Origin of the sequence: Cobetia sp. LC6, assembly GCF_030264805.1 — a bacterium.
Classification (GTDB): domain Bacteria; phylum Pseudomonadota; class Gammaproteobacteria; order Pseudomonadales; family Halomonadaceae; genus Cobetia.
The window spans coordinates 95,287-111,578 of record NZ_JASSPL010000006.1; the positions used below are offsets into that span (position 1 = coordinate 95,287).

Consider the following 16,292-nt stretch of genomic DNA (forward strand, 5'->3'; position numbering starts at 1 on the left):
GACGTCAGTTCACCTTTACACTTCCAGGAAATCAAGAATCCCTTCAGCGGCACGGCGCCCTTCATCGATGGCGGTCACCACCAGGTCGGAGCCGCGCACCATGTCACCGCCAGCGAACACCTTGGCGTTGGTGGTCTGGAAGGCATGACGCTCGGCGCTGGTCGCGATGCGGCCACGCTCATCGACGGCGATGTCGAAGTCGGCGAACCACGGTGCAGGGCTTGCCTGGAAGCCGAAGGCCACGACCACGGCATCCGCCGGCAGAATCTCTTCAGATCCCGGCACCACTTCCGGACGCTGACGGCCATTGGCATCCGGCTCACCCAGACGGGTGCGCACGACCTTGACGCCTTCGACCTTGCCATCGCCGACCACTGCCACCGGCTGACGGTTGAAGAGGAAATCGACGCCCTCTTCGCGAGCATTGGTCACCTCACGGCGTGAGCCCGGCATGTTGGCCTCGTCACGACGGTAGGCACAGGTCACGCTTTCCGCGCCCTGACGGATGGAGGTGCGGTTGCAGTCCATCGCGGTATCACCACCGCCGAGCACCACGACCTTCTTGCCTTCCATGGAGACGTAATCCGCCGGGTCCTTCTCGAAGCCCAGGCAGTGATTGACGTTGGCGATCAGGAAGTCGAGCGCCTTGTGCACGCCCGGCAGATCCTCGCCCGGGAAGCCGCCACTCATGGCGTTGTAGGTACCCATGCCCAGGAAGACGGCATCGTATTCCTCGAGCAGCGCATCGAAGGTCACATCACGCCCGACCTCGACATTGAGACGGAACTCCATGCCCATCTCTTCGAAGATCTCGCGGCGACGCGTCATCACGCCCTTCTCGAGCTTGAACTCCGGGATGCCGAAGGTCAGCAGACCGCCGATTTCCGGATGGCGATCATAGATCACCGGACGCACGCCATTGCGCACCAGAATATCGGCGGCACCGAGACCCGCCGGGCCTGCACCGATGATGGCGACGCGCTTGTCGGTCCAGCTGACCTTGGACATGTCGGGACGCCAGCCCATCGCGAAGGCGGTGTCGGTGATGTACTTCTCCACCGAGCCGATGGTGACGGCACCGAAGCCGTCATTCAGGGTGCAGTCGCCCTCACAGAGACGGTCCTGCGGGCAGACGCGACCACAGACTTCCGGCAGCGAGTTGGTCTGGTGAGAGAGCTCGGCAGCTTCGAGGATGTTGCCCTCGGAGACCAGCTTCAGCCAGTTGGGAATGTAGTTGTGTACCGGGCACTTCCACTCACAGTAGGGGTTGCCACAGCCCAGGCAGCGATGTGCCTGGCTGGCGGCTTCTACCGGCTTGAACTCGGCATAGATCTCGTTGAACTCACGTGCGCGCACGCGAGCATCTTTCTTCTGCGGGTCCTGACGACCCACATCGATGAACTGGAAGTCGTTGGCGAGCTGATTGGCCATGATGAATCCTCTCTCAAAATCCGGGCACCGTCGCGGTGCGGGCCCTCACCCGAGGCATGCTGGGGTGAGGGATGCGATCACTCCGGCTGACGCCGTGACTGGTCCAGCAGGCCGTTGAGGCTTGCCGCCTTCGGCTTGACCAACCAGAAGTGACGCACGAAGTCAGGGAAATCGCGCAGGATGTCGCGCCCGCGCTCGGAGCCGGTCTCGGCCACATATTCCTCGATGACTTCGCGCAGATGGCGACGATAGGCCTCCATGGCTTCGGTATTGATGCGGTGGATTTCCACCAGCTCGTGGTTGTACTTGTCGACGAAGTCGCGATTCTCGTCCAGCACGTAGGCGAAGCCGCCCGTCATGCCCGCGCCGAAGTTGACGCCTGTCTCGCCCAATACGCACACCAGACCGCCGGTCATGTACTCACAGCAGTGGTCGCCCGCGCCTTCGATCACGGCGTGCGCACCGGAGTTGCGCACCCCGAAGCGCTCGCCGGCGGTGCCCGCGGCGTACAGCCGTCCGCCGGTCGCGCCGTACAGGCAGGTGTTGCCGATGATGGCGGTCTTGTGGCTCTCGAAGCGCGAACCACGCGGCGGCACGATGGTCAGCTTGCCGCCGTTCATGCCCTTGCCGACATAGTCATTGGCGTCGCCTTCCAGATGCATCTCGAGTCCGTGCGCGTTCCAGACACCGAAGCTCTGGCCTGCTACACCGGTCAGACTGACCTTGAGCGGCGATCCTGCCAGCCCGGCCTCGCCATAGCGCTTGGCGATTTCACCCGAGACACGCGCACCCACCGAGCGGTCACAGTTGGTGACATGGAAGCTGAACTCGCCACCGCTGCGGCTGTCGATCGCCGATTCCATCGCGGCCAGCATCTCGAGATTCTTGGCACCGGGATCATGCGGCTCGTTGCGGCTGACCTGGCAGAACTGCGGCGCATCCTTGGGCACGAAGTCATTGCCCAGCAACGGCGTGAGGTCGAGACGACGCTGCGCGTTGGTCTCGCCTTCCAGCACTTCGAGCAGATCGGTACGACCGATCAGGTCGGTGATCTGACGCACGCCCAGCAGCGCCATCAGCTCGCGCACTTCCTCGGCGATGAAGCGGAAGTAGTGCTTGACCATCTCGACGGTGCCGCGGAAATGCTCGTCACGCAGCGCCTGGTGCTGGGTCGCGACACCGGTGGCACAGTTGTTCAGGTGACAGATACGCAAGTACTTGCAGCCCAGCGCGACCATCGGCGCGGTGCCGAAGCCGAAGCTCTCGGCGCCCAGGATCGCGGCCTTGACCACATCGAGACCGGTCTTGAGGCCGCCATCCGTCTGCAGACGGATCTTGTGGCGCAGCTGGTTGATGCGCAGCGCCTGATGCACCTCGGGCAGCCCCAGCTCCCACGGGGAACCGGCGTGCTTGATCGAGGTGATCGGGCTGGCCGCGGTGCCACCGTCATAGCCGGAGACGGTGATCAGGTCGGCGTACGCCTTGGCGACACCGGTGGCGATGGTGCCGATCCCCGGCTCGGAGACCAGCTTGACCGAGACCTGCGCCGACGGATTGACCTGCTTGAGATCGAAGATCAGCTGCGCCAGATCCTCGATGGAATAGATATCGTGATGCGGCGGCGGCGAGATCAGTGTCACCCCCGGCACGGCATAGCGCAGACGTGCGATCAGGTCGTTGACCTTGCCCCCCGGCAGCTGACCGCCTTCACCGGGCTTGGCGCCCTGTGCGACCTTGATCTGCAGTACCTCGGCATTGACCAGGTACGCCGGTGTGACACCGAAGCGACCGGAGGCGATCTGCTTGATCTTGGAGGAGCGCACGGTGCCGTAACGCGCCGGGTCTTCGCCACCCTCACCTGAGTTGGAGCGCCCGCCGGCCTCGTTCATGGCCTGAGCCAGCGCTTCATGTGCCTCGGGAGACAGCGCGCCAAGCGACATGCCGGCGCTGTCGAAGCGCGGCAGCAGGGACTCGACGGACTCGACTTCCTCGATCGGCAGCGGCTCGGCGACCGGCTTGAGGGTCAGCAGGTCACGAATGGTCGCCACCGGACGCTCGTTGACCAGGCGCGCGAATTCCTTCCACTTGCCGTAGTCACCCTGCTGCACGGCCTGCTGCAGCTTCACCACCACATCCGGGTTGTAGGCGTGGTATTCACCGCCATGCACGTACTTGACCAGCCCGCCCTGCTTGATGCGCTTGCGAGGCAGCCAGGCTTCACGGGCCAGCAGCTCCTGCTGGAACTGCAGCTCTGCAAAGCCGGCGCCTTCGATGCGCGAGGCCATGCCGGTAAAGCACATGTCCATGACTTCACTGTTGAGGCCGACCGCCTCGAACAGCTGCGAGCCACGGTAGGAGCCGATGTGCGAGATGCCCATCTTGGACAGGATCTTGTAGAGGCCCTTCTGCATGCCCTTGCGATAGTTCTCGCGGGCATCTGCCGGGTTGCCGGACAGCTCGCCAGTGCGATGCATGTCAGCCATCACCTGATAGGCAAGGTACGGGTAGACCGCCGTGGCGCCGACCCCGAACAGCACTGCCATCTGGTGCGCGTCACGCGCATAGCCGGTCTCGATCACCAGGTTGACGCGCGGGCGCAGGGCCAGCGCACCGAGGTGATGATGGATGGCGCCAGTCGCCAGTGCGGCATGGATCGGCAGCTGCCCCTTCTTCAAGCCACAGTCGCTGAGTACCAGGATCACCTTGCCATTGCGCGCCGCTTCCTCGGCCTGCTGACAGAGGCCCTTGAGCGCCTGCTTGAGGGAGTCCTGCGCCGGATCGTAGTGCAGCTTGAGCGTCTGCGAGGTGAAGGCCGGATCTTCGTGATTGACCAGCGCATTGAACTTGCGCGGTGACAACACCGGCGTGGTCAGGATCAGGCGATGCGCGTGTTCCGGCGTCGCGTCGAAGATGTTGAGCTCGGCACCACAGCAGGTCTCCAGCGACATCACGATCGCTTCGCGCAGCGGATCGATCGGCGGATTGGTGACCTGGGCGAACTTCTGACGGAAGTAGTCAGTCAGAACGCGATTCTGGCGCGACAGCACGGCCATCGGCGTGTCATCGCCCATCGAGCCGACCGCCTCCTGACCGCTCTCGGCCAGCGGGCGCAGCAACTGATCGCGCTCCTCGAAGCTGACCTGGAACATCTTCTGGTAGACGTCCAGCTGATCGGCATCCATCGGCTGGAAGCGCGCCAGCTCGGTCAGCGCTGACTCGAGATAGTTGGCGTTCTCACGCAGCCAGCGCTTGTAGGGATGTGCGCCCTTGAGGCGCTCACTGACCTGATCGGTGTGCAGCACTTCACCGGTCTCGGTATCGACGCCCAACACCTGACCCGGCCCGACGCGCCCCTTGGCGACGACATCTTCCGGCTTGTAATCGTAGGTGCCGATTTCGGAGGCCAGGGTGATGAAACCATTGCGCGTGATGACCCAACGCGCCGGACGCAGACCGTTGCGGTCCAGCATGCACACGGCATGGCGACCGTCGGTGAGCACGATGCCCGCCGGGCCGTCCCAGGCCTCCATGTGCATGGAGTTGTATTCGTAGAAGGCACGCAGATCGGAGTCCATCTGCTCGACGTTCTGCCATGCCGGCGGCACCATCATGCGAATGGCGCGATAGATATCCATGCCCCCGGTCAGCAGGACTTCCAGCATGTTGTCCATGCTGGAGGAGTCGGAGCCGACGGTGTTGACGATCTCGTCCAGCTCGGCGATCTCGGGCAGCTGCTCGGAGACGAAGTTCTCCTTGCGCGCATTGGCCCAGCCGCGGTTGGCCTCGATGGTGTTGATCTCGCCATTGTGGGCGAGGAAGCGGAACGGCTGGGCCAGCGGCCAGCGTGGCGCGGTGTTGGTCGAGAAGCGCTGGTGGAAGACACAGATCGCGGTCTCGAGACGCGGGTCGCCCAGATCCTTGTAGAAGCGCGGAAGATCTTCCGGCATCACCAGGCCCTTGAAGGAGATGACCTTGCTGGAGAGCGAGCAGACGTAGAAGTCCTCTTCGCTCTTCAGCGCCTGCTCGGCATAGCGACGCGCCATGAACAGATCGACATTGAAGGCGATGTCAGTACGCTCATCGGCGGCGCCGACGAAGACCTGACGGATGCGCGGCAGGCAGTCGCGGGCCATCGGGCCGCACACGCTGTCATCTACCGGCATTTCGCGCCAGCCCAGCACCTCGAGGTTGCGCGCGCTCAGCGCCGACTCGAAAGCATCACGCGCGGATTGTTCACGCGCGTCATCATCAGGCAGGAAAAGCGTGCCGACGGCATAGCGAGCGCCCAGTTCCAGCCCGAGGGATTCTCGAGCGATCTGGCGCATGAAGCCGTCCGGCATCTTGAGCAGCAGGCCACAGCCATCGCCGGTCTTGCCATCAGCGGCAATTCCGCCACGGTGGGTCATGCAGGTCAGGGATTCAATGGCGGTCTGCAGCAGTTCGTGGCTCGCCTGCCCTTCCATATGGGCGATCAGACCGAAGCCGCAGTTGTCGCGGAACTCTCCCGGATGGTGGAGACCTTTGTTCATGGGGCGTGCCTCACGGAGAAATCATGTGTCCAGATGCTTTTTTTCAAGCATTTTCCCGGTTATAGTTATCGGTTATCTTTATTTTTATACCTGCCGATAGTGGCGCCATCAGTGTCGCTACACGACGCCAGATTTCCCTCGAGCATATCCCCCAGCTTCCCGCCTGCGCAATTCTCCACAGGTCGCCCATCGACCAAAAAAACCTGACAAAACCGAAGGTTAGAAGAACCCCTAACCAAAAAACCCTGTAGGCTCAAGCGCTTAGCGGGTAGACATGCCTCATGAATTTCGCCTTGCAACTTTAGTATTGGCTGAATAAAAAACAGCGTTTTTATTCGATCTGCCCCATACCGATTACGCATACGGCATACCAATTCAGGAATCACGCTCCACCAATGACTCCGCCACGGCGCGCTGATACTTGCCAAAAGACAAGTCGCCAAAAGAAAAGCTGCCAAAAGAAAAGCTGCCAAAAGAAAAGCCGCCACCCAGAGGGTGACGGCTTGCGTGATCGTGCAGCGCCCATGAACCAGCCAATGGCTGGCCGAGATGTCAGCGAGAGCTGCGTGGCCAGTGCTCCAGCATGTCGGCCAGCACGCCGGCTGGCGCCTCTTCGGTGATCACCGCGCGGCCGATGCGCTCAAGAAGGATCAGGCGCAGGCGGCCATCGACATTCTTCTTGTCCAGCTGCATGTGCTTCAGGAAGTCCTCGACGCCCATGTCTTCCGGAGCCGCCAGCGGCAAGCCCGCCTTGGCGATGATGTGCGAGACACGCTCCACATCCGCACTCGACAGCCAGCCCATGCGCGCCGAAAGCTCAGCCGCCATCAGCATGCCGGTGCCGACGGCTTCGCCGTGAAGCCAGACGCCATAGCCCTGATCCGTCTCGATGGCATGCCCGAAGGTGTGACCCAGATTGAGCAGCGCACGCACGCCCTGCTCGGTCTCATCCTGCGCCACGACATCCGCCTTGATGGCACAGCTGCGGCGAATGGCGTCACCGAGCAGGGTCTCGTCCAGCGCCATCAAGGCCGTCATGTTGTCTTCCAGCCAGCTCAGGAAGCTTTCATCCCACAGCAGACCATACTTGATGACCTCGGCCATGCCCGCTGACAGCTCACGCTGCGGCAATGTCTTGAGGCTCGCGGTATCGATCAGCACCAGACGCGGCTGCCAGAAGGCGCCCAGCATGTTCTTGCCGCGCGGATGATTGACGCCGGTCTTGCCGCCCACCGAGGAATCCACCTGCGACAGCAGCGTGGTCGGCACCTGGATGAAGGCCGCACCCCGCTGATAGCAGGCCGCCGCGAAGCCGGTCATGTCACCGATCACACCGCCACCGAGGGCGATCAAGGTGCAGCGGCGATTGAAGCCGGCCTCGAGCAGGGCATCCCAGATCAGGCCGATGCTGGCCATGTGCTTGGTCTGCTCACCGTCGTCGAGGATGACCTCGCGGATATCGAGCCCCTCGCCCAACGAGGCCTTCAGTGCGTCCAGATACAGCGGTGCCACTACGGTGTTGGTGACGATCATCACCTGACGCCCCGCAAGGTGCTCACGAATCAGATCACCACGTGCGGTCAGGCCCGGCCCGATATGAATGGGATAACTGCGCTCGCCGAGCGCGACATCAAGACGATGAGCAGGTGCCAGGGACATCAGAATTCTCCTTGGGCGAAACAGGTGACAGCGACTGATGCCCGCCAGGGCCACCAGCCGCTGATGAGACTAGCCAGGGGCGTGCAACGGGTTCGCCAGCGCCTTGATACGGCGCCGAATCTCGTTGGTGACCGCCCGAGGACTACGACGATCGGTACGCACGATGATATCGGCCGTCTCGCGGTAGAGCGGGTCACGCAACTCGAACAGCCGCTTGAGCACCCTCCCGGGGTCATCCTGCTGCAACAGCGGACGATTGCGATCACGGCCGGCTCGCTTGAGCTGCTGCTCGACAGGCGCGTAGAGATACACGACAGTGCCGCGTTCGCGCAGTACGCGCCGATTGGCCTCCGCCATGATGGCGCCACCACCGGTGGCCATCACGACTTCCCTGAGCGAGGTCAGCTCATCGATGACAGCCTGCTCACGCTCACGAAAGCCGGACTCGCCCTCGACGTCGAAAATCCACGGAATGCTGGCTCCGCAGCGGTCTTCAATCACATGGTCGCTATCGCAAAATTCACGATGCAAGTCGGCCGCCAGCAGGCGGCCGATAGTGCTCTTGCCGGCCCCCATGGGGCCGACAAGGAATACGTTGGGAATCACATGCATCAGCGCACCGCCAGGCCGTCCTCGATGATCTTCGGGGTAATGAATACCAGCAATTCTACCTTCTCGTTGGACTCTTCGGTATAGCGGAACAGATTCCCGATCACCGGCAGGTCTCCTAGGAAGGGCGTCTTGAAGACGCTGCGAATCTGCTCGGAGGTCAGAATGCCACCCAGCACCACGGTTTCGCCATCATTGACCAGCACCTGCGTCTCGATTTCATTGGTATCGATGGCCGGTTCGCCATTGAAGCTGTCATCGGAGACATCATCATTGTTGATCAACAGGTCCATGATGATGCGGTTGTCAGGCGTGATCTGTGGCGTCACTTCCAATGCCAGCACCGCTTCCTTGAACTCGATGTTGGTCGCGCCGCTGGAGGTCGCCTCCTCGTAGGGAATTTCCTGACCCTGCTTGATGACGGCCTTCTTCTGGTTGGCGGTGATGATCTTGGGCTGGGAGATGGTCTGGCTCTTGCCTTCGCTTTCCAGCGCCGAGAGTTCCAGGTCCAGCAGGATATCGCCGGACAGGTAACCGAAGCTGAAGGTACTGCCCGGATCACTGTCATCGCCGAGATTGACACTCAGACCGCCGTCGCTGGTCGTACCGGTAGACGCGCCTTCCAGGCCGAACTTGCCGTTGCTGCTGTTGGAAAGCCCCCAATTGACACCGATCTCGCTGGAGACGCTACTGCGCGCAATGACGATGCGCGCTTCGATCTGCACCTGACGCACCGGGATATCGAGGTATTCCAGCGTGCCGCGAATGGACTCGAGCGTATCGCGGGTGTCCTGGATCAGCATGGTATTGGTGCGCTCATCGACCATCACGCGGCCCCGCTCGGACAGCAGACCGATACCGCCTTCACCGCGCAGCAACGCCGCCAGGTCCGCCGCCTTGGCATAACGCACCTGGATGTATTCGGTGGTCATCGGCGCCAGCTCCTTGACCTGCTGGTTCGCCTCGAGCTCCTTGCGCTCCAGTGCCGCCAGCTCTTCGGCCGGCGCGACCATCAGCACGTTGCCCATGCGACGACTGGCCAGACCGTTGGACTTGAGCACCAGATCCAGCGCCTGATCCCAGGGCACTTCCTTCAGGTTCAGGGTCACGTTGCCGGTGACGTTGTCACTGGCGACCAGATTGAGCCCCGTGAAGTCAGCGATGATCTGCAGCACGGAGCGCACTTCGATGTTCTGGAAGTTGAGCGAGATCTTCTTGCCGGTGTAGGGGAACTTGTCCTTGATGCGCTCCGCCTGCTCTTCACGCGTCAGCGGCTTGACCTCAAGCACCAGCTCGTTGCCTGCCTGGGTGGCCAGCTGGGTGTAGTAGCCACTGGCATCCACCACCATACGCACACCATCACGGGTACGCTGCGGATCGATACGGGTCACCGGCGTGGCGAAATCGCCGACATCCAGCACCTGATTCATCTCCGGCGGCAGCTTCACGCCCTTGATGTCGACATAGATCTTGCGCCCGCGCTCGGTGACACGTGACTCGACATTGGAGCGATTGAAGTTGATCACGACGCGGCCTTCACCATCCGTGCCACGACGGAAATCGATACCACTGACTGCCGGCTCGCTTGCCACTTCCAGGGCACGGTTGTCCGGCGGCACGTTGGCGGCGTTCGCCTGGGAGGCAGTCGCAGGCTGAGCGCCCGGCGCACCGCCCTGCTCGCCGACGATGACGTAGAGGCTGTTGCCCTCGGTGCGCGTGACGTACGGCTTGGACTGGTTGAGCTTCATGACCAGGCGCGTGCGCGAGCCGGCCTCCAGCGCCACCAGCTCGTCCACGCCGCTGAGCCCCAGATCGAAGCGACGCTTGTCGAGCTGACTGCTGGTGTCCAGGAGGTCGATGGTGATCCGCGGCGGCGTCTCGATACGGTAGCCCTTGACCTCCGGCACTCCGCCGACGAAGTCGAGCTTGAGCTCCATACGGTCGCCCCCGAGGGCGGTGAAGTTGAGGTCCTGCAGCGATGACGCGGCCATCGCTACATTTGCCATCAGGCTTCCGACTGCCGCCAGCCCCAGCAGACTCATTCGTTGCAATCGCGTCATGTTCCCTAGTCCCCTGTCTCGCCGTGGCTCCGTTCAACCGTCGGGCTGATCGCGCCTTATTCTTATCGAAGCGTTATGGTGTCGGTCGCCATCTATTGATGGGGCGACCGTTCGTCTTCCGTGACAATATGGCTACTGCCAACGCCAGTGATCTCAACCACCTGTCGACACGGGCTCTTTCAGCGCCATGGCGCGAGACCGCTCTATCCAACCGCCCTGACCATTGGGCACGATTTCCACCATATCGATCTGCGTATCACCGATACGGGTGATCCTGCCGAAGTTGCTACCCATATGGTTGCCGACCCGCACACGCTGGACTTCCTGCTCCGGCGTCAGAATCAATGCCGAGCGCGCGCCATCGACATCCAGGGTCCCGACCATGCTGAGCTGTTCCAACGGCCAGGCTTCCAGTGGCTCACGAGGGCGATCGAGGTCCGGTCGCACACCGTTGTCGACGGCTGTCAGCTCCTCTTCGGGCTCCGGCAGGCGTGACTGGAAAGGACTGCGCGCATCCGCCATGTCATAGGTGACGGGATGATACTCGGGTTGCGGCGGCAACTCCTGCACCTTGCCGGAAGGACGCCCCCTCAAGGACTCGAGTTCCCCTTCCAGCGCGCCCAGCTGCGGATCTCCACAGCCCGCAAGCAGAGTGGCCAGCAACAAAGTACCCATCACGGCATTTCGACGTGTCATCAGGCTCATTGCTTGCCTCCTGATGTTGCCGGGGTCTGACGATAATTGTAGGTCTTGGCCAGCAGGGAGAGCTCAAGATCATCGCTGTTGGCGACCGGCGTCAGCACGAAATCATGCAGCGTCACGATGCGTGAAAGCCCCGCGACACCGGAAATGAAGGCGGCGATACGATGATAGTCGCCGCGCACCTTGATATCGAAAGGTTGTTCGACATAGAAGTTGCGATTCTCCGCCGGCTTCAGACGAATGTACTCGACCGCCAGCTGGTTGTTGATAGCCGTCTCGCTGATATCATCCAGCAGCGCCGGGACTTCCGCGTCGGTGGGCAGCATTTCCAGCAGCTGCCCCATGCGAGACTCCAGCTCCACCATCTGCTCGCGCATGGCCGGCAGGTTGGCGGCCTTGAACGCCTTGCTTTCGAACTGCTGGAGCAGCTGACTTTCCTGGGCACGCAGACGTTCGAGGTCTTCTGCCTTGGGCGCCGCAAGGAACCAGTGGGACGCCCAGAACAGGGCGCCCAGCACGATGAGCGCCAGCACGGCCTGCAGCGTGACCGGCCAGATGCCGGCTTCCTTCAGATCAAGATCACGAAAATCCGTCGACTTGAGGCGGCGGATCTCAGCATCGATGAAACTCATCGCCGACCTCCTTTCTTGTCATTTACCGCATCGGCAGCGTCCAGCGCAGACCCCGCCGGGCGCTCCGGAATCGTGATATTGAAGCTGCGCTGATCGTCGTCATTGCTCTGCACATCGGAGAGCGTCGGGGTGCCGAAGGAATCCGACAGGGCAATGGCGCGCATCAGGCCGGAAACCTGACGCGTGCTTTCCGCCGTGCCATTCGCCTTGAGCTGGCGCCCGCTGCGACTGATGCTCTGATACCAGGCACCGTCCACCAGAGACGTCACCAGCTGATTGAAGACCCGCACCGTTTCCGGACGCGAGAACTGCAGACTGCGGATCAGCTCTATCTGGTCGAGCATCTGGGTGCGTCGTGCCTCGATGTCCTCGACTTCCTTGATATCACGATTGAGGCGGGCCATTTCCTTCTCGATGAAGGCATGGCGCTGCTGCTGCGCCTCGAGCTGACTCTGGTAATACTCACTCATGCCATAGCCGCCACCGATGCCGACGACAGCCGCCAGCGCCAGTATGCCCATGAAGCGCTTGCTGCGCTTCTCACGCCGGTCTTCACGCCAGGAAAGCAGGTTGATCTCGATGGTCATGAGCGCTTCCTCATCGCAAGACCGCAGGCCGTGAGCATCGCCGGGGCATCGCCCGCAAGCGCTTGGATATCGACGCGCGGATTGACGCTCATGTGCGTGAAGGGGTTGGCCATGATCACTTCAAGCCCGGTGTGCTCCGCCAGGCCCTCACGCAGCCCGGCGATGGCGGCCGTGCCGCCCCCGAGCAGAATGCGCTGCACCTCACGACGCTTGCCGGCGGTGTAGTAGAGCTGCAGCGAGCGCGCGATCTGCTGGATGAGCGTCTCGCGGAACGGACCCAACACTTCGCTGTCATAGGTATCCGGCAGGCCGCCACGCTTCTTGGCCAGGCCCGCTTCATCATTGGAGAGATCGAAGCGATTCATTATCTCGTCCGTCAGCTGACGTCCCCCGAAGACGGCGTCGCGACTGTAGACGATGCGGCCGTTCTGGATGACGTGGAAGGCGGTCATGGTCGCACCGATATCGACGACGGCAACACACTCTTCATTGTCGTAGGTCGGCGGCAACTGATGACGCAGCTCGCCGAAGGCGCGCTCGAGGGAGAAGGTCTCGACATCGACGGCAGCCGGCTCGAGGCCGGCCTGGGAGAGTGCCGAAGTCAGCTGATCGACATCCAGGCTGCGACACGCCACCAGCAGAAGATCCTGCTGATCGGGATTGCGCGGATTGACGCCCAGATGCTGGAAGTCGAACGCGACATCGTTCAGCGGAAAGGGAAAGTGCTTTTCGGACTCGAGCGCAATGCGCTGCTCGATCTCGTCATCGGCGAGATTGGCCGGGAAGCTCAGTGTCTTGGTGATGGCAGCGCTCGCGGGAACCGCGACCACGGCGCGCTTCGAGCGCGGCTGCGCCTGCTCGACCGCGCGCTTGATGGCCAGCACGACTTCGTCCATGTCCCGTATCCGTCGCTCGACGACTGCGCCTTCCTTGAGTGGACGCACCGCATAGCTATCGATCTGGTATCGATTTCCTTGCCTGGACAGCTCCAGGAGCTTCACCGTGGCCGACGTGATATCGACCCCGATGAGTCCCTTGCCGGCGGATTTGAGTCCCAGCAATTGGCGTTCCCCTGCTCTGATGACGATCTTGCCAGACTGGCTGGCCGCCGGTTCCCTGACGACGTTGCCGCGACACCCTCTATCATTCCAGGATGTTACATTATGTTTCCCAGAATAACACAACAGACGCGCAAGTCAGGGTTCAACGCTGGCCGCATCTGAACCCGCTACTTATAATGCCCCAGCAATGGAATTGCCAATCCCCGCGCAGCCACTCGCTTTTCTTACCCACGGACCCTGTCTTGCCCATGAAGCTATTGAGACGACTATTCTCGCCAGTGTTCTGGCTGCTGCTATCACTATGTGCCGCGGGACTTCTGGCCATCGTTGGCGCTTCGCTGTACTTCTCGCCGGGCCTGCCCGACGTCCATCAGCTTCAGGATACCAAGCTGCAGACGCCGCTGCGCATCTATACCCGCGATGGCAAGCTGATCGGCGAATACGGTGACCAGCGTCGCATCCCGGTCACCTACGACGAGATCCCCGAGACCTTCATCGACGCCCTCCTCGCCGCCGAAGACAGCAACTTCTTCTCCCACCCGGGCATCGACCCCAAGGGGCTGGCGCGCGCGGCCGTGCAGCTGGCCTCCAGCGGCAGCATCCAGTCAGGTGGCAGCACCATCACCATGCAGGTGGCGCGCAACTATCTGCTGACGCTGGACCAGACCTTCACGCGCAAGATTCGCGAGATTCTGCTGTCGCTGCAGATGGAAGAGATTCTCTCCAAGCAGGAGATCATGGAGCTCTATGTCAACAAGATCTTCCTGGGCCATCGCGCCTACGGGATCGCCGCCGCTGCGCGCACCTATTACGACAAGTCCCTGGATGAACTGACCCTGGCCGAGCAAGCCATGCTGGCCGGTCTGCCCAAGGCGCCGTCGAGCTTCAACCCGCTGACCAATCCGCAGCGCGCACTGATCCGTCGCAACTGGATCCTGCTGCGCATGAAGGAGCTGGGCTACATCGAACCGCAGGCCTATGACGAAGCCGTCAAGGCGCCGATCACCGCGGCACGCCATTACTCCCGACCGGAAGTGCAGGCACCCTACGTCGCGGAAATGGCGCGCAGCTTCGCCGTCGACCGCTTCGGCGACAAGGCCTACACCGACAACGTCCGCATCACCACGACGCTGGACAGCTCGTTGCAGCCAATGGCACGTGATGCGCTGATCAAGGGGCTGATCGCCTACGATACTCGCCACGGTTGGCGCGGGGTCGAGGAATCCGACATCGCCGCCTCCCTGGCGGAAGCCCAGGACCAGACCGATCAGGCCGGCCTCGAGGAAGAACTCTCCAAGTCGCCGGAAGTGCTGGAAACCGCCAGGCAGGCGGCCCAGAAGAGCGAGAAGCGCATCGCCGGCATCGACCGTGATGTCTCGAACTGGCTGAAAGTGCTCGACCGTACCCCGGATTACGGCCCGCTGAAGGCTGCCATCGTGGTGGAAAGCACCGGCAAGCAGATGAAGGTGCTGCTGGCCGACGCCACAGCCGTGACCCTCGACTGGGACGGCCTGAAGTGGGCGCGTGAGTACAAGAGCGCCAAATGGCGTGGCGGCGTGCCGGGCTCGGCCGCCGAGATCGCCAATGCCGGTGATCTGGTACGCGTGATCAAGCAGGACGACGGCTACCGCCTGGGCCAGCTGCCGGACGCGCAATCCGCCATCGTCTCACTGGATCCGGAAAGTGGCGCCATCCTCGCCCTGCAAGGTGGCTTCAGCTATTCCGCCAGCAAGTTCAACCGCGCCATCCAGGCACGCCGCCAGGCAGGCTCGATCTTCAAGCCGTTCGTCTATCTGTCCGGGCTCGAGCAGGCCGGCATGTCACCGGCGACCATCATCAACAACGCCCCTGTCGTGCTTCAGGATGGCGGCAAGGTGTGGCGCCCGGAAAATGCCGGCGGCAAGTTCACCGGCCCGACCCGCATCCGCGTTGGCCTGTATCGTTCGCTGAACCTGGTCTCCGTGCGTCTGCTGCAGACGGTCGGCCTCGACAAGACCCTCGACTTCCTGGTCAAGCTGGGCTTCCAGCGTGACGAGTTGCCCAATGGCCTGTCACTGGCCCTGGGCAGCGCCTCACTGACCCCGCTGGAGATGGCACGCGGCTACGCCGTGCTCTCCAATGGCGGCTTCCGTGTCGAGCCCTGGTACATCGATACCATCACGCGTGGCGATGACGAGACCGACTATGAAGCGCATCCAGCGGTTGCCTGTGCCAACTGTGCGCCGGGCATGGTCACCGTCAATCGTGACGGTCGCCAGTACCCGCTGGCCGAGCGTGTCGCCTCCCCCGAAGCCATGTATCTGATCCGTGACATGATGCAGGATGTCATCAAGCGCGGCACTGGCCGTGGCGCTCTGGCGCTGGGTCGTGATGACCTGGCCGGCAAGACCGGCACCACCAACGACCAGCGTGATGCCTGGTTCTCCGGCTTCAACAGCAAGCTGGTGGCCACGGTCTGGGTCGGCAAGGACTCCAACGACACCCTGGCCGAGTATGGCGCCCAGGCTGCCCTGCCCATCTGGGTCGACTACATGCGCGGTGCCCTCAAGGGCATGCCGTCCTCCACCATGGAGCGTCCGAACAACATCGTGACGGCGACCATCGACCCGGACACCGGAAAGCGCCTGCGCAGTGGTCAGTCCGGCGGCATCAGCGAACTGTTCCGCAAGGATAATCTGCCGCCCTATCAGGAACGCACCATTCGCAAGGAGCTGGAGCAGGAAAGCGGTTCGGAAGGTACCGGAACTTTCGAGGCCATCTTCTGATCTGATCTCCAGACCTCGCCTGCCAGCCTCATCGGCAGGGGGAGAGCCCAAGGAAGAGCGGCCGCTGGTCGCTCTTCTGCCATATGAGCATTCGCAAGGCTCCCCCGTATCGCGATCCACTGGTAGCGTCCGGATGACGCGCCAGGCCGCCCCGCTCAGCCAGCGTCATCTCGCAAGTCACATATCCGATGATGATGTCATGCCTCAAACATGCCGGAGTTCGCATGCTTCACCCATTGCCCACACTGCGCAGGACC

10 protein-coding genes are annotated in these 16,292 nt (G+C 62.4%); 1 reads left to right on the forward strand and 9 read right to left on the reverse strand.

Annotated features, from left to right (window positions below):
• Positions 1–15: 15 nt before the first annotated feature.
• From QQF40_RS09190 to pilM, 9 genes are all read right to left on the reverse strand, one after another.
• Entirely contained in the window at positions 16–1,431 is a 1,416-nt protein-coding gene (locus QQF40_RS09190; RefSeq protein ID WP_043332950.1) for a glutamate synthase small subunit GltD family protein, read from the reverse strand.
• Positions 1,432–1,508: 77 nt separating this feature from the next.
• Entirely contained in the window at positions 1,509–5,960 is a 4,452-nt protein-coding gene (gltB, locus tag QQF40_RS09195) for a glutamate synthase large subunit (RefSeq protein ID WP_285461143.1), read from the reverse strand.
• A gap of 552 nt (positions 5,961–6,512) precedes the next feature.
• A complete protein-coding gene (gene aroB, locus QQF40_RS09200; protein ID WP_175089635.1) occupies positions 6,513–7,619 on the reverse strand; it encodes a 3-dehydroquinate synthase in 1,107 nt (368 codons plus the stop codon).
• Positions 7,620–7,688: 69 nt separating this feature from the next.
• Entirely contained in the window at positions 7,689–8,231 is a 543-nt protein-coding gene (aroK, locus tag QQF40_RS09205) for a shikimate kinase AroK (protein ID WP_175089636.1), read from the reverse strand.
• The gene (locus QQF40_RS09210; protein WP_285461144.1) at positions 8,231–10,288 is read right to left on the reverse strand and encodes a type IV pilus secretin PilQ; all 2,058 of its coding nucleotides are present in this window, start codon (positions 10,286–10,288) and stop codon (positions 8,231–8,233) included. Before QQF40_RS09210 ends, aroK begins: the two co-directional genes overlap by 1 nt.
• 153 nt (positions 10,289–10,441) lie before the next feature.
• Complete coding sequence (locus QQF40_RS09215; RefSeq protein WP_285461145.1) at positions 10,442–10,993, reverse strand: pilus assembly protein PilP; 552 nt, start codon at positions 10,991–10,993, stop codon at positions 10,442–10,444.
• Entirely contained in the window at positions 10,990–11,622 is a 633-nt protein-coding gene (locus tag QQF40_RS09220; protein ID WP_043332958.1) for a type IV pilus inner membrane component PilO, read from the reverse strand. Before QQF40_RS09220 ends, QQF40_RS09215 begins: the two co-directional genes overlap by 4 nt.
• On the reverse strand, positions 11,619–12,209 hold the full coding sequence (locus QQF40_RS09225; protein ID WP_285461146.1) for a PilN domain-containing protein: 591 nt from the start codon (positions 12,207–12,209) through the stop codon (positions 11,619–11,621). The genes QQF40_RS09220 and QQF40_RS09225 overlap by 4 nt, the downstream gene beginning before the upstream one ends.
• Positions 12,206–13,270: a type IV pilus assembly protein PilM gene (gene pilM / locus QQF40_RS09230; RefSeq protein WP_175089640.1), complete on the reverse strand. Its 1,065-nt coding sequence runs from the start codon at positions 13,268–13,270 to the stop codon at positions 12,206–12,208. The genes QQF40_RS09225 and pilM overlap by 4 nt, the downstream gene beginning before the upstream one ends.
• Positions 13,271–13,518: 248 nt before the next feature.
• On the opposite strand from pilM, the gene QQF40_RS09235 reads away from it, so the two are divergent.
• Entirely contained in the window at positions 13,519–16,035 is a 2,517-nt protein-coding gene (locus QQF40_RS09235; RefSeq protein ID WP_285461147.1) for a penicillin-binding protein 1A, read from the forward strand.
• Positions 16,036–16,292 lie beyond the last annotated feature (257 nt).